General features: G+C 71.9%; 13 protein-coding genes. 5 read left to right on the top strand and 8 right to left on the bottom strand.

Annotated elements, in window-relative coordinates; genetic code table 11:
* Position 1: 1 nt before the first annotated feature.
* From AB0B40_RS03940 to AB0B40_RS03960, 5 genes are all read right to left on the bottom strand, one after another.
* Positions 2-1,336: an LLM class flavin-dependent oxidoreductase gene (locus AB0B40_RS03940; protein WP_345047743.1), complete on the bottom strand. Its 1,335-nt coding sequence runs from the start codon at positions 1,334-1,336 to the stop codon at positions 2-4.
* On the bottom strand, positions 1,333-2,067 hold the full coding sequence (locus tag AB0B40_RS03945) for an ABC transporter ATP-binding protein (RefSeq protein ID WP_362262654.1): 735 nt from the start codon (positions 2,065-2,067) through the stop codon (positions 1,333-1,335). The genes AB0B40_RS03940 and AB0B40_RS03945 overlap by 4 nt, the downstream gene beginning before the upstream one ends.
* Positions 2,043-2,891, bottom strand: coding sequence for an ABC transporter permease (locus AB0B40_RS03950; RefSeq protein ID WP_362262657.1), 849 nt, complete (start codon positions 2,889-2,891; stop codon positions 2,043-2,045). The genes AB0B40_RS03945 and AB0B40_RS03950 overlap by 25 nt, the downstream gene beginning before the upstream one ends.
* A complete protein-coding gene (locus tag AB0B40_RS03955; protein WP_345047740.1) occupies positions 2,888-3,931 on the bottom strand; it encodes an ABC transporter substrate-binding protein in 1,044 nt (347 codons plus the stop codon). The genes AB0B40_RS03950 and AB0B40_RS03955 overlap by 4 nt, the downstream gene beginning before the upstream one ends.
* Positions 3,932-4,137: 206 nt before the next feature.
* Positions 4,138-5,337, bottom strand: a complete 1,200-nt coding sequence (locus tag AB0B40_RS03960; protein WP_362262660.1) for an ROK family transcriptional regulator — start codon at positions 5,335-5,337, stop codon at positions 4,138-4,140.
* A 435-nt stretch (positions 5,338-5,772) separates the two neighbouring features.
* On the opposite strand from AB0B40_RS03960, the gene AB0B40_RS03965 reads away from it, so the two are divergent.
* Entirely contained in the window at positions 5,773-6,354 is a 582-nt protein-coding gene (locus AB0B40_RS03965; RefSeq protein WP_345047737.1) for a biotin transporter BioY, read from the top strand.
* A 342-nt stretch (positions 6,355-6,696) separates the two neighbouring features.
* Here AB0B40_RS03965 and AB0B40_RS03970 read toward each other — a convergent pair whose 3' ends face one another.
* A complete protein-coding gene (locus AB0B40_RS03970) occupies positions 6,697-8,115 on the bottom strand; it encodes an amino acid permease (protein WP_345047735.1) in 1,419 nt (472 codons plus the stop codon).
* Positions 8,116-8,328: 213 nt separating this feature from the next.
* Here AB0B40_RS03970 and AB0B40_RS03975 point away from each other — a divergent pair, with 213 nt between their 5' ends.
* Positions 8,329-8,814 (top strand): ribose-5-phosphate isomerase, encoded by a 486-nt coding sequence (locus AB0B40_RS03975; RefSeq protein ID WP_345047734.1) that lies wholly within the window; start codon positions 8,329-8,331, stop codon positions 8,812-8,814.
* A gap of 290 nt (positions 8,815-9,104) precedes the next feature.
* Positions 9,105-9,914, top strand: coding sequence for a DNA-formamidopyrimidine glycosylase family protein (locus tag AB0B40_RS03980; RefSeq protein ID WP_362262665.1), 810 nt, complete (start codon positions 9,105-9,107; stop codon positions 9,912-9,914).
* A gap of 16 nt (positions 9,915-9,930) precedes the next feature.
* Here the strand turns inward: AB0B40_RS03980 and AB0B40_RS03985 are convergent, their stop codons facing one another.
* A complete protein-coding gene (locus AB0B40_RS03985) occupies positions 9,931-11,172 on the bottom strand; it encodes a GNAT family N-acetyltransferase (RefSeq protein WP_345047731.1) in 1,242 nt (413 codons plus the stop codon).
* Positions 11,173-11,332: 160 nt separating this feature from the next.
* On the opposite strand from AB0B40_RS03985, the gene AB0B40_RS03990 reads away from it, so the two are divergent.
* Both AB0B40_RS03990 and AB0B40_RS03995 read left to right on the top strand, forming a co-directional pair.
* Entirely contained in the window at positions 11,333-12,502 is a 1,170-nt protein-coding gene (locus AB0B40_RS03990) for a PP2C family protein-serine/threonine phosphatase (protein ID WP_362262668.1), read from the top strand.
* A gap of 84 nt (positions 12,503-12,586) precedes the next feature.
* On the top strand, positions 12,587-13,084 hold the full coding sequence (locus tag AB0B40_RS03995) for an HD domain-containing protein (RefSeq protein WP_345047728.1): 498 nt from the start codon (positions 12,587-12,589) through the stop codon (positions 13,082-13,084).
* Here AB0B40_RS03995 and AB0B40_RS04000 read toward each other — a convergent pair.
* Complete coding sequence (locus AB0B40_RS04000; RefSeq protein ID WP_362262671.1) at positions 13,081-14,301, bottom strand: acyltransferase family protein; 1,221 nt, start codon at positions 14,299-14,301, stop codon at positions 13,081-13,083. The genes AB0B40_RS03995 and AB0B40_RS04000 overlap by 4 nt on opposite strands.
* Between the last annotated feature and the right edge of the window lie 132 nt (positions 14,302-14,433).

Genomic DNA, 14,433 nt, shown 5'->3' on the forward strand with positions numbered 1-14,433 from the left:
CTCAGACGGACGCGGGGGTCAGGTACTGGTTGGCGGGGCGGGGCAGGCCGTAGCGCTCCCGCAGGGTCCGGCGGGGCCCGTACTCGGTGCGCAGCAGGCCACGGGCGCGCAGGAGCGGTACGACGTGTTCGACGAAGGCGTCCAGGCCGGAGGGCAGCACGGCCGGCATGATGTTGAAACCGTCGGCGGCACCCTGCGTGAACCAGGTCTCGATCTGGTCGGCGACCTGCTCGGGCGTCCCGGCGAAGGTGAGGTGCCCGCGCCCGCCGCCGAGCCGCCCGATCAGCTGCCGCACGGTCAGCCGCTCGCGCCGGGCCAGCTCGACCACGAGCGTGTAGCGGCTCTTGGCCCCCTCGATGGCGGACTCGGGTGCCAGTCCGGCGGGCAGCGGGGCGTCCAGCTCCAGCGTCCCGGGCTCCAGGTGCAGCAGGCTCTCCAGGCGGCCCACCCCGTGGTCGTACACGATGTGGTCCTCCAGCAGCTGCTCGGCGGCCCGTGCCTCGGCCTCGGTGGACCCGAGCACCGGGACGATGCCGGGCAGCACCTTGATGTGCCCGGGGTCGCGTCCGGCCTGCCCGGTGAGGGACTTGAGGTCGGCGTAGAACTCCTGTGCGTCGGCGAGGGTCTGCTGGGCGGTGAACACTGCCTCCGCGTACCGGGCGGCGAACGCCTTGCCGTCCGCCGAGGACCCCGCCTGGACCAGGAGCGGATAGCCCTGCGGCGTGCGCGGCACGTTGAGGGCCCCGGCGACGCTGAAGTACGTCCCCTTGTGCCGGGGCGGGTGGATCTTGCTGTCGTCGCCCCACACGCCGGCCGCCTTGTCGGCGACGACCGCGTCGTCCTCCCAGCTGTCCCACAGCTTGAGGGACACGTCCAGGAACTCGGCGGCGCGCGCGTACCGCTCGGCGTGCGCGGGCTCGGCGTCCAGGCCGAAGTTGCGGGCGGCCTCGGCACCGGCGGTGGTGACGATGTTCCAGCCGGCCCGGCCGCCGCTGATGATGTCCAGCGAGGCGAACTTGCGGGCCAGGTTGTAGGGGGAGTTGTAGGAGGTGGACGCGGTGGCGATCAGGCCGATGTGCTCCGTGGCCGTCGCCAGCGCGGTCAGCAGGGTGAGCGGTTCCAGGGCGCCGGCCGGCCGCTGGGCCAGGTTGTTCCACAGCTGGGGGCCGTCGGCGAGGAAGAGGGAGTCGAAGGTGCCGCGTTCGGCGGTCCGCGCCAGGCCGACGTAGTGGGCGAGGTCGACGTGCGCGTACGGATCACTCTCCGGCAGCCGCCAGGACGCCTCGTGGTGGCCGGTGTTCATCAGGAACGCGTTCAGATGGAGCTGCCTGGTCATGCGTGGTCCTCCGTGACACCGAGCGCGGCCAGCAGCCGCTCGCGGTAGGCACCCAGCACCGGCTCGCGGTAGGAGCGCGGGTGGGGGTGGTCGATGGTCAGGTCGAGGCCGATCCGGCCCTGGTCCAGCACGAGGACCCGGTCGGCGAGCACGATCGCCTCGTCCACGTCGTGGGTGACCAGCAGCACGGACGGCCGGTGGCGCTTCCACAGGTCGCGCAGCAGGTTGTGCATCCGGATCCGGGTGAGCGCGTCCAGCGCACCGAACGGCTCGTCCGCGAGCAGGAGTTCGGGATCGCGCACCAGGGAGCGGGCCAGCGCCGCCCGCTGGGCCTCGCCGCCGGACAGCTCGCCCGGCCAGGCCCGCTCGCGGCCGCCCAGCCCGACCTCCCGCAGCGCGGCCCGGCCGCGTTCCCCGGCGTCCTTGCCGTCCAGGCCGAGCAGGACGTTGTCCAGCACCCGGCGCCAGGGCAGCAGCCGGGAGTCCTGGAACACCACGGAGACCCGTTCGGGCGCGGTGAGCTGCCCGCTTCCGGTCACCCCGTGGTCCAGGCCGGCGACCGCGCGCAGCAGGGTGGACTTGCCCGAGCCGCTGTGGCCGAGCAGGGCCGTGAACTGTCCGGCCGGCAGGTCGAGGTCGACGCCGTCGAGGACCGTACGGCCGCCGAACGACCGGGTCAGGCCACGCAGCCGGACGGTGGGCCGGGTCAGCTGCTCAGTGTGCGGCGCCATGACAGCACCCTCCGTTCGATGAGTCGGACCACGCTGTCGGAGACCAGGCCGAAGGCGCCGTAGATCAGCAGACCGACCAGGATGACGTCGCTCTGGCCGTAGTTCTGCGCCTGGAACATCAGGTAGCCGAGGCCGCTGGTGGCGTTGATCTGCTCCAGGACCACGAGGCCCAGCCAGGAGCCGGTCACACCGAGCCGGAGGCCCACGAAGAAGCCGGGCAGCGCGCCGGGGATCACGACCTGACGGATGAAGGTGAACCTCGACAGGCCCTGTACCTCGGCGAGTTCGACGAAGCGGCTGTCGATGCCGGACAGCGCGGCGTGCGTGTTCAGATAGATCGGGACGTAGACGACGATCGCGATGATGGCGATCTTGAAGGTTTCCCCGATGCCCAGCCAGAGGATGAACAGCGGGATCAGGCCGAGGGTGGGGATCGCCCGGTTGAGCTGCACGGTCCCGTCGATCAGCGCTTCGCCGGCCCGGCTGAGGCCGGAGGCCAGGGCGAGCAGCACCCCGGCGGTCAGGCCGATCGCGAAACCGTAGCCGGCCCGCCCCAGGGAGGTCAGCACATCGGTGGGCAGGGTGCCGTCGGTCCACAGATGGCCGGCGGTCCGCAGGACCGTCCAGGGCGCCGGAACGGCACCCGTGTCGAGCGTTCCGGCGGCCGAGGCGGCGGCCCACAGGACGAGCAGCAGCAGCGGGCCGATGAGCCGGGCGGCGGGCAGCTGACGGCCGGGGGAGAGCCGGCGGCGCCGGCGGACCTGGGGAAGCTCCTCGGCGGCCTGCGCCGCAGGGGCTGTCGTCGTCGTGGTCACGGCGGTCACCTCCGGTACTCCGCCGGTACGGCCCTGGCGGCTATGGACTCGAAGCGGTGGTCGAAGAGCGAGGACACGTCGAACTTCTTCACGAAGCCGCCCTCGGCGAGCAGATCGGCGGTCTCCTGCTCCCACTTGACCGCCTCGTCCCAGCTGGGCGGAAAGAGAGGCTTGTTGGCGAGAGCGGTGATGGACTTCGCCTGTTCCAGGGTCAGGTTCTGCGTCTTGACGTAGAACTCCTCGTTCCATACGTCCGGGTGCTCGTACGCCCACACCTGGCCCTTGGCCCACTGGGGGATGTAGGCGGCGACCGCGGCTGCCTTCGCCGGGTCGTTCAGCACCGCCTGCGGCGCCCACAGCAGGTTGAGCAGGTCGACGACGTCGGTCCTGATGGCGTGGGCGCCCTTCCCCTCGTACTGCTTGAGGTACGCCGGCGCCTGGTTGTTGGCGAGCGGGGCGATGTCCACCTGGCCGGACTGCAGCGCGGTCAGGAACTGGTTGCTGGTCAGCGGGATCAGCTTCACGTCGTCGTACTTCAGGCCGGCCTGCTTCAGCGCCCGCAGCAGGACGACACCCTGGGCCTGCCCCTGGGAGAAGGCGAGCCGCTTGCCCCGGAAGTCCTCGATCGCGCGGATGTCGCTGCCGGGCTTGGTGGCGAAGAGGTAGTTGGGCTTGCGGGTGATGTCGATCGCCACGATCTTCGCGTCGAAGCCCTGGTAGTGGGCCTGGATCGGCGGGATGCCCGCGTTGTTGGCGAGGTCGAGGGAATGGGCGCGGAAGGCGTTGATCACATCCGGGCCCGCCCCGATGTTCGCCCAGGTCGACACCGTGAAGGGCAGCTCGGGCAGCTTCGCCAGCTTGAACTGGAGCTGCTGCTGGCCCAGATAGGAGGCGATCTTCAGACTGGTGCCGGCCGGGACCTTCGCGGCGAGCGGCTTGGTGGCGGCGCCCTTGGCGTCGGCGGAGGCATCGCCCTTGGCGCAGCCGCTGAGCCCCGCGACGGCGGCGGACGCCCCGGCCAGGGAGGTGAGAAAGGCACGACGGTGCATGGGAGGACTCCCAGGGGAAAAAGAGGGGGAAAGGCAGGAAGAATTCCGGGACGGCAGGCCGGAGAAGGGAAACTCACACAGCGGGAAACACGCGCTTCATGCGCGGCAATATGTCAGCAACAGAAGGTGCGACAGCTGATGAGTACGTCCATGACCAGCATGTTCCCGGCCATGAGCGACCCCTGTCAACATTCCGAGTTTCTGAATTAAATAAGCTCAGGTGACGCACTCAGCGGATCCCGGAACAGCGCGTCGAGCATGACGGATCCACCCGCCACCGCCAGTACCGAATCCGGGAAACTCGTCGGCAGCACGGCCGCCGCACGGCTGTCTCCGGCCGCTTCCCGCAGCGCGTTCAGACAGTCCTCGAAGTGCATGACGCCCACCTCCGTCACCACGACGGTCTCCGGGTTCAGCACGTCCAGCAGCAGCCCGGCCGCCCGTCCGGTCGCCCGGGCCCGGTCCACCAGCAGCCGCCGGGCCACCGCGTTCCCGCCCGCCGCCGCGGCCACCACATGCATCGGATTGGTCGAGTCGGTCACCCCGGCCGCCCGGGCCCGCCGGCACAGCGTCCGCTCGCTCAACTCCGCCTGGAGGCAGCCGGTACGGCCGCACGGGCACGGCTCGGTGCCGCCCGGCACCGGCAGATGGGCGATGGCCCCGGCCGCGGACCGGGGACCGTAGTGCACCTCGTCATGGGTGGCGAAGGCGGCGTCCACCATGTTGCCGACGAACAGGTGCAGCACGCTCCGGCTGCCCCGGGCCCGCCCGAACAGCCGCTCCCCGTGCACCAACGCCCGCGCGTGTCCGTCGACCCGGACCGGCAGACCGGTGCGGGCGCCGAGCAGCTCCCGCACCGGCACCTCCCGCCAGCCCAGCAGCTCGTGCTCGACCACCGTGCCCGTCTCCCGGTCCACCCAGCCGCCCACCGCCACCCCCACGCCCAGCGGACGCCGGTCCGGCACCCCGGAGAGGAGCCCCGCGAGGCCCTCGGCGGCCCGCGCCAGCACCCGGCCGGGCTCGGTCCCCCCGTGCCGCAGCTCCCGCCGGGCCACCACCCGGCCGCGCAGGTCCAGCAGCGCCACCGTGGTGTACGGCACGGCCACGTGCACACCGGCGACCAGGAAGCGGCGGTCGTCCAGGTCGACCGGGACGTGCGGCCGGCCCACCCCGTTCGAGCGGCGGGGCACCGCGGACTCCCGGATCAGGCCCCGCTCGGCGAGCCGGGCACAGTGCTCGGTCACCGACGCGGGCGACAGCCCGGTCAGCCGGGCGACGGTGCTGCGGGCCACCGGTCCGTGCTCCAGTACGGACCGCAGGACGACGCTGGCACTGGTGCGCCGCCGGTCGCTGTCGGCGGCACGCGGGACGGGGGAGGCAAGGGCGGGAACCGCGGTACGGGGCATGGAGAACCGTCCTCGGGAACGGGGCCGACACGTCTCGGAGTCTCGAAAGCGGGCGAGGCGCGCCGAAGGTCCGCCCCTACCCCGGACGGCGACAGGTGGCCGTGCCCTGGCGTCGCAGGTCGACATAGCGACGCGAGGTGAGGTTCCGGGACTGGGCGACCATGGCTGGAAGGGTAGGGCAGGAAAGGCGAATCCGGCCAGATGACCGGGGTTCGTTTGGTGAAACCGCACAGCCCCCGGCGCCCGCACCGCGTGAGCGAAGCGTCCCTGCCTCAGTGATCAGTGTCACGCCCCGCCCGGTGTGACCGGCGGTCTTTGTCCGGAGCCCACGAAGCTCTCGCTCCGTCCTTTGTCGAGCGCTGACGGTGATCGGCCCGAGTCGGCTGGGATAGCGTCACGGTGTCCCAGCATGTACTCGTCACCCGCGGAGTCCCCATGAGCACCGCCACCGCCGTCGCCCGCCCCGGCGCAGTCCTCGCCGACCTGCTGCCGTCCTCCCGCGTCCGCGATGCCGCCCTCGTCGTCGGCGGCGCCGCCCTCACCGGCCTCGCGGCCCAGCTGTCGGTGCCGGTCCCCGGCTCCCCGGTGCCGGTGACCGGCCAGACCTTCGCCGCGCTGCTCGTCGGCACCACCCTCGGCGCCCGCCGCGGCTTCGCCTCCCTCGCTCTCTACGCGGTCGCCGGTGTGGCCGGCCTGCCCTGGTTCGCGAACGGCGCATCCGGCGCGGGCATGGTCTCCTTCGGCTACATCCTCGGCATGCTGCTCGCCTCCGCCCTCGTCGGCGCCCTGGCCCGCCGCGGCGCCGACCGCTCCCCGCTGCGCATGGCCGGCACGATGGTCCTCGGTGAGGCCGTCATCTACGCGGTCGGCGTCCCCTACCTGGCGCTGGCGGCCCACATGTCCGCGTCCCAGGCGATCGCGGCCGGCCTCACCCCGTTCCTGATCGGCGACGCCCTCAAGGCCGCCCTGGCGATGGGCGTGCTGCCCACCGCCTGGAAGTTCGCCGGCCAGCGCTAGGCACCCGCGGTTCCCGCCCGAGAGGTTCGCCGGATCGTCGCCCCCCACGACCCGGCGGACCTCTTTCGCGTCCCGAGGTGGGTGGCGGAGGACGGGTCTAGGGGCGGGTGGCGGTGGCGGGTCCCGGGGTGGGTGGCGGAAGGCGCGGGGCGCAGGGTGCAGGGCGCGGGGCGCAGGGTGCAGGGCGCGGGGCGCAGGGTGCAGGGCGCAGGGCCGGATCCGCGCGGAGGCCGGGGCGGCCGGGGAACGCGAATGGCCGCACGACCCGACACCTCGTGTCAGGTCGTGCGGCCATTCCGTGCCGGGTGCGGCGACGTCCCGCGGACGTGCCGGTCCGGGAGATCAGCCGATGGACACCTTGTCGGCCGGGGCCTCGGCCGCCGGAGCCGGGCGGCGCGCCGTGAGCCGTTCCTTGACCACGGCGATGATCAGTACGACCGCCGCGACCATCAGCGACAGCAGCACCGTCTCGCGGCCGTCGTGCTCGGTGTCGAACAGCATGTAGACCAGCACGCCGACGATCAGCGTGGCCGTCGCCCAGGTCAGGTACGGGTACAGCCACATCCGCACGACGAGCTTCTCCGGCGCCTCCCGCTGGATGATCTTCCGCATCCGCAGCTGCGAGAAGCAGATGACCAGCCACACGAACAGCGCCACCGCACCGGAGGAGTTCACCAGGAACAGGAAGATCGTGTCCGGCGACAGGTAGTTGAAGAAGACGGCGACGAAGCCGAACACGACCGACGCGAGGATCGCCGTCATCGGCACGCCCCGGCTGTTGACCCGCGCGAACGCCTTCGGCGCGTCGCCCCGCTCACCGAGCGAGAAGGCCATCCGGGAGGCCGTGTACAGGCCGGAGTTGAGGCAGGACAGCACCGAGGTCAGCACGATGACGTTCATGATCTCGCCGGCGTGCGCGATACCCAGTGAGTTCAGGGCGGCGACGTAGGAGCCGTCCTTCTTGATGGACGCGTCGTCCCACGGCAGCAGCGAGACCACGACCAGGATCGAGCCCAGGTAGAAGACGCCGATGCGCCAGATGATGCTGTTGGTGGACTTGGTGACCGCCTTCTGCGGGTCCTCGGACTCGCCGGCCGCCAGGGTGGCGATCTCGCTGCCCATGAAGGAGAAGACGACCAGCAGCACACCGGTGAGGATCGCGCCCGGACCGTGCGGCAGGAAACCGCCGTGCGAGGTGAGGTTGCCGAACGACGCCTTGTCGGCGTGCACGCCGGGCAGCACGCCGAACACGGCGAGCAGACCGACGACGATGAACGCGCCGATCGCCACGACCTTGATGCCGGCGAACCAGAACTCGAACTCGCCGTAGGAGCCGACGGAGACCAGGTTGGTCGCGGTCAGCACGACCATCACGATGAGCGCCCAGCCCCACTGCGGGACGGCCGGGACCCAGCCTTCGAGGATCTTCGCGCCGGCGGTCGCCTCGACGGCGAGCACGACGACCCAGAAGAACCAGTACAGCCAGCCGATGGAGAACCCGGCCCAGCGGCCCAGGGCGCGGTCGGCGTGCGCGGAGAAGGAACCGGATGTCGGGTTGGCGGCGGACATCTCGCCGAGCATGCGCATCACGAGCACGACGAGCGTGCCCACGAGGGCGTAAGAGAGGAGGATTCCCGGTCCCGCGGTGGCAATACCGGAACTGGAACCGACGAAGAGGCCGGCTCCGATGACACCACCGATCGCGATCATCGTGAGGTGGCGGTTTTTCAGTCCTGCTTGGAGGCCCGAACCAGGGGTCATGGACGGATTTCCTTTGCGCCAGGTGAAGCTGCCCGTACGAGCGGTGTACGAGTCGGTCCAGTGAATCCGAGGCGAACGAATTCGGGAACCTCTGAATCCGGATTGTTACTTGAGGTTGCCTTGAGGTTCTATGGTGTCGCTCACATTTTTCTGCCCGTCCGGACGCCGACACCCGGGGCTGCTGCCCCGAAAGGGGCGTGTCACACTCGTTGCATGCGCGTGTACCTCGGCTCGGACCATGCGGGCTACGAACTGAAGAACCACCTCGTCGAGTGGCTGAAGGCCGCCGGCCACGAGCCCGTCGACTGCGGGCCGCACATCTACGACGCCCAGGACGACTATCCGCCGTTCTGCCTGCGCGCCGCGGAGAAGGCGGCGGCGGACCCGGACGCCCTCGGCATCGTGATCGGCGGTTCCGGCAACGGTGAGCAGATCGCCGCGAACAAGGTGAAGGGCGTGCGCGCGGCGCTGGCCTGGAGCGAGGAGACGGCGTCGCTCGGCCGCCAGCACAACGACGCCAACGTGGTGGCCGTGGGTGCGCGGATGCACAGCACGGAGGAGGCGACCAAGTTCGTCGAGGTCTTCCTGAGTACCCCGTTCTCCGGTGACGAGCGCCACATCCGCCGCATCGACATGCTCTCGGCGTACGAGACGACGGGCGACCTCCCCCCGATCCCGGCCCACCACCCGCAGCAGTAGCCCACCCCGCCCGGCTCACCGGGCACCGGCTCCGGGGGCTGCACCCGCAGACCCCCGGGGTGCGGCCAGGACCGCGGCCGGTCCGCCCGGCCTGCGCCCCGCCCCCCCGCGTGTCCCCGCCCGGTTCCGCGGGCTGGACCCCGTCGCGGCCCCGCGACGGCGCCGGGCACGAGGGGCCGCCCCGCGACCGCGCCGGGCACGTGGGCCCGGGCCCGCCCGCGACCGCCTCTCGGCCCGGCCGGGACGGGTGTGGGGGCGGGAGAAGACGGAATGGAAAGGACAGGCCAGCCTTGCCGGAAGGGCACACGATCCACCGGTTGGCCCAGGAGCACGCCGACCGCTTCCAGGGAAGGCCCGTCCGCGTCACCAGCCCCCAGGGCAAGTTCTCCGACGCCGCCGCCCTCCTGGACGGCACCGGGCTGACCGCCACCGAGGCCCACGGCAAGCACCTCTTCCTGGGCTTCCGGGCCGCCGAGTGGGTCCACATCCACCTCGGCCTCTTCGGCAAGGTCGGCTTCGGGGACGCCCCGGCGCCCCCGCCGACGGACACCGTCCGGCTCCGGCTCACGAACGACACGTCGTACGTCGATCTGCGCGGCCCCACCACCTGCGCCCTGATCACGGACGCCGAGAAGGCGGCGATCCACGCCCGGCTCGGCCCCGACCCGCTGCGCGCGGACGCCGACCCGGGCGCCGCCTACCGCAGGATCTCCCGCAGCCGTACCACGATCGCCGCGCTGCTCATGGACCAGAACGTCGTCGCCGGCGTCGGCAACGTCTACCGGGCCGAGGTCCTCTTCCGGCACGGCATCGACCCCTACCGGGTGGGCCGGGACATCACTCCGGCCGAGTGGGACGCCCTCTGGGCCGACCTGGTCGAGCTGATGCGGGAAGGCGTGCGGAACAACCGGATCGACACCGTCCGCCCCGAGCACACCCCGGAGGCGATGGGCCGTCCGCCCCGCGTGGACGACCACGGCGGCGAGGTGTACGTCTACCGCCGCGCGAACCTGCCCTGCCACATCTGCGGCGGGGAGATCCGCACCGCCGGCCTCGCCGCCCGCAACCTCTTCTGGTGCCCCGGCTGCCAGCAACGGTGATCCACGGGCCGGTGCGTCAGAAGCCGTGGGGCAGCCACGGGGCCACCGGTGAGCCGAACGCCACCGACGCCTCCGCCAGTGCCCCCGGCCGCGACTCCCGCACCCGCCCGGCCGCCGCCAGCGACAGCAGGCTCACCCCGCCCAGACAGGCCGCTCCCAGCTCCCGTACGGACAGCGCGAGGTCGGCCGTGTCGGTCGTACGCTCGCAGGACGCGCCCTTCGCGTCTCCCGTCAGCCGCCAGCGCCCGGCGTTCCACGGGCAGAAGGCGTCCTCGACCTCGAGGACGACGTCGACGGGCGTCAGATACGTACGGGCCGACAGGGCCGCGCCCACGTCCACGAGACGGACGTACCCGGCATCCCTCGACTGCACCAGGCAGCGGCGGATGTCGGAGACCAGGTGCTGCCACGCGTCGTCCACCGGCCGGCTCCGCAGCTTCAGCGTCGTCATCAGGTCGATGCCGAAGAGGAAGCGCCACAGCGCGGCCTCGCTCGCCGGGTCGAGCGCGGCCAGGTCCTCCAGGGACACCGTGCCGTCGTGACCGCTCGGCCCCCAGCCCATCTTGGTGCGGAAGCGCGCGTACCCGGTGACCTCGCCGTCCCGTTCGGCGAGCACGCACTGCAGGGCCGACGCCCCCTCCCGCTCGCTCTCGGGGTCGAGCAGACGGACCCGCTCCCAGCCGGGCTGCCGCGCCAGCATGCCGGGGCGGCCGGGCACCGTAGCCGCGTACACCGCCTCGCACGCGTCCAGGACGTCGGCGGGCGGGGCATAGCGCACCCGCACCTCGTCCGTGCCCCCGGGCAGCGCCAGCGTCACCCGGCTGGTGTCGATCTCGGCGCTGAGCTGGAACGTCGCCGAGCCGTACCCGAACCGGCCGTAGATCGCGGGCTCGGAGGCGAACAGCGCGGCCAGCGGCTCCCCCTTGGCGCGCGCGTCCTCCAGCAGCCGCCGCATCATCGAGGTCAGCACCCCGCGCCGCCGGTGCGTCGCGGCCACGCTGACCATCGTCACGCCGGCGGTGGGCACCACCGCCCCGCCCGGAACGGTCATCCGGAAGCTGAAGGCCCCGGCCGTGCCCACGAGCGTGTCCGCGTCCCAGACGGCCAGGGAACGGTCGAACTCGGTGAGTGACCTGTCCAGCTCGCGTTCCTCGGCCGAGGCCGGCCCGCCGCCGAAGGCGCGGACCAGGTGGTCCCACCACCGGTCGAACTCCTCCGGGCGAAGCGTCTTCAACTCGGTTCCGTGCTCAGTCCCCATGGGCCATGCCTATCAGGGCGTAGGGGGACGAGCCAGTGAATTTCCCCCCGCCGGCACGTGCCCCGGGCGGTCCGGCGAACGGCGAAGCGGAACCTCGCAGGGGGGACAAGTGGGACCTCCCGTGCCAAGCGGCCGGTCGGCTGGATAGGGTCCCGAACTGATGGCAGCAGGACGACAGCGGCGCGCGAAGGCCGAGACGTTCACGGCCCGGTGGAAGATGCAGTGGCACCGGGCCCGCGTCGGGCTGCGCAGAAGCGCCGTGGACTACTTCCGCGGCGACGGCTCGGACTGGATCGCCTTCGCCGGGCTGCTGTTGACCGTCCCGGTCCTCGCGGCCATGACACTCCTGAACTCGGTGTGGTGCTCCCCGGCCACCCTGGTGCTGCCGATCGTCGCCGGCGGTCTGCTGCTGCGCCCGGCGAGCCTGCTCGGCCTGTACGCGGCGGCGGCCACCGCGCTGATCGTGGAGTCGGTGCGGCTCGGCCCGTACACCGAGGGGCCCTCCCGGGTCACCCCGGGCATCGTCCTGGTGGTCGCCGCGTGCGGCTTCTTCGGGCTGCTGACCGCCCAGTTCCGCAGCCGGGTCGGCGTGCCCTGGCGGCGCGGCGGCACCATGCTGTTCGACCTGCGCGAGCGGATCCGGGTGCAGAGCAAGCTGCCGAAGCTGCCGAAGGGCTGGCACCACGAGATGGCGCTGCGCCCGGCGGGCGGCCAGTCCTTCTCCGGTGACTTCGTCGTCGCGGCCCGTACCAACGGCGGCCGGACCCTCGAGGTCGTGCTGACCGACGTGTCCGGCAAGGGCGTGGACGCCGGCTCGCGCGCCCTGCTGCTGTCCGGCGCCTTCGGCGGTCTCGTCGGCTCCCTGCCCCCGCACGCCTTCCTGACGGCCGCCAACGGCTATCTGCTCCGCCAGGACTGGGACGAGGGCTTCGCCACCTCCATCCACCTGGTCCTGGACCTGGACTCCGGGGACTACGAGCTGTACTCCGCCGGTCATCCGCCGGGGCTGCAGCTGAGCGCGGGCAGCGGGCGCTGGGAGGAGAAGGCGGCCGAGGGCCCGCTGCTCGGTGTGTACGACGGTGCCCAGTTCGACCCCGTGAAGGGCTCACTGCGCCCCGGGGACGTGTTGATGCTGTTCACAGACGGTCTGGTGGAGACCTCCGACCGGGACATCGTGGAGGGCATCGACCGGCTCACCGGCGAGGCCGACCGCTATGTGGCCGGGGGCTTCCACGGCGCCGCCTGGCATCTCATCGAAGCGGTCGCCAAGGACGTCAACGACGACCGGGCGCTGCTGCTGATCTGCCGCGAGGTGGCCGCCGCCCGCTGAGCCGCGGGGGCGCGGCGGGACGCGGCCGGGCCCGGGGCAGACGAAACCCCTCCGCTCCCCGCCCCGGCAGGAGACACTCGGCGCATGACCCACCTCACCCTCGCCGAGGTCGAGGCCCTCGCCCGCGCCGCCCACGACGGCCGGACCGACAAGGCCGGACGGCCGTACGCCGAGCACCTCGCGGCCGTCGCCGAGGGCGTCCGCGTCCGCGGCGGCGACCCGGAGCAGATCGCGGCGGCCTGGCTGCACGACTCCCTGGAGGACGCCGCGCTGAGCGAGGAGTGGCTGGCGACGGCCGCCCTCAGCGAACGCACCAAGGCCGTCGTGCACGCCCTCACCAAGCGGTCCGGGGAGCCGCCGGAGGCGTACGCCGGCCGGATCCTCGCCACCCCCGGCGCCCTGCTGGTGAAGCAGGCCGACCTGGCGCACAACGCCGATCCGCGGCGCCTCGCGGTGCTCGACGGACCGACCCGGGAACGACTGACTCAGAAGTACGCACGGATGCGCGCACTTCTCGGCCTGCACCCCGACCCGGCCCCCGACCCGCACCCCGACCCGGAACCCGGAACCGGAACCCGCTAGGCGCTGACCCTCTCCCGCTGTTTCTCCTCCTGCCCCTGCTGCTCCTGCTCCTGCCGCCGCTCGCGGGCCGACTCGGCCGCGTCCTGCTTGAACGCCCACGCCATCCTCGGCTCCATCGCGAAGCGGAAGACGCGCTGCACCGGCGGTGTGCACAGCACCGTGACGGCGGCCGCGGCGAGGACGGTCACCAGGATCTCGCCGAGCGGACGATGCAGCCAGGAGTGCCCGAACCAGCCGCGGTAGTAGGCGAACTTCACCAGGAAGCCGTGCAGCAGGTAGCCGTAGAGCGTGCCCGCGCCGAGCGCCGTGAACCACATCTTCCGGCGTGGCACCCAGGCGAAGAAACAGGCCGTCAGCGCCAGCGAGCAGCCCATCATCGCGAGTGTCATCACCGGGCCGCACCACCACGGGGCGCCCAGCTCCTGGGCCGCGTCGCGGTGGTAGAACCAGGCGGTGGCCATGCGCGGCACCGCCCACCAGCCGAACGCCAGCGCCGCCGCGAACACCGGCACCGAGACGGCCCGCACCCAGCGCCGGCGCACCAGCTGGAAGTGCTCGGGCTTCATGCACAGGCCGAGCACGAAGTACGGCAGGAACTGCAGCACGCGCTGGAGGTCGAGGTCGTCGCCGATACCCGGGCTGACGGTCGCCAGCATGGCGATGCCGAGCGCCACCGGCAGCGGCCTGCGCACCAGCTTCCAGACGGGCGTGGTCAGCCGCCACACGAACAGGGCGACCAGAAACCAGGTCAGGTACCAGGGGTCGAGGAGGCTGATGTCGTCGTGGGAGCCGGTGACGAGGTTCTTGAAGAGCGGGTACGCCGTCTCGAACAGGACGTACGGCACGGCGACCCCGGTGATCAGCCGTTTCAGCCGGTCCGGGCGCATGTCGAAACTGCGCGAGAAGAAGCCGGAGATGATGATGAACGCCGGCATGTGGAAGGCGTACACGACCGTGTACGCGGCCTCCAGGATCCGGCTGTCGGCTTTCAGCGGCTCCCACGCGTGACCCATCGCGACGAGGGCGATCGCCAGGTACTTGGCGTTGTCGAAAAACGCGTCGCGCTGTCCGCCGGGTCTGTCCGGCGCCGTCGTCCGCGGCGTCGGCCGCTCCTGCGTACTCGACGGGGTACGCGGACCGGGCACTCCGTCCGCCGGCGGCTGTGCCGGGGGGAGCGGCCTGCGGTTCTGGCCGGGGGACGAGGCGGCGTCAAACATCCCAGGCACCCTAGCGTCGCCCGCGGTATTTCGTAAAACGCCTGCGGGCATTCCCGGTTATGGCGTTCGGATACCCGCGGAATTACCCAACGCACCGGCCCCGTTCACGTGATGATGTGCACACTCAGGTCG

It is taken from the genome of Streptomyces sp. NPDC042638 (genome assembly GCF_040647235.1).
Lineage (GTDB): Bacteria > Actinomycetota > Actinomycetes > Streptomycetales > Streptomycetaceae > Streptomyces > Streptomyces rameus.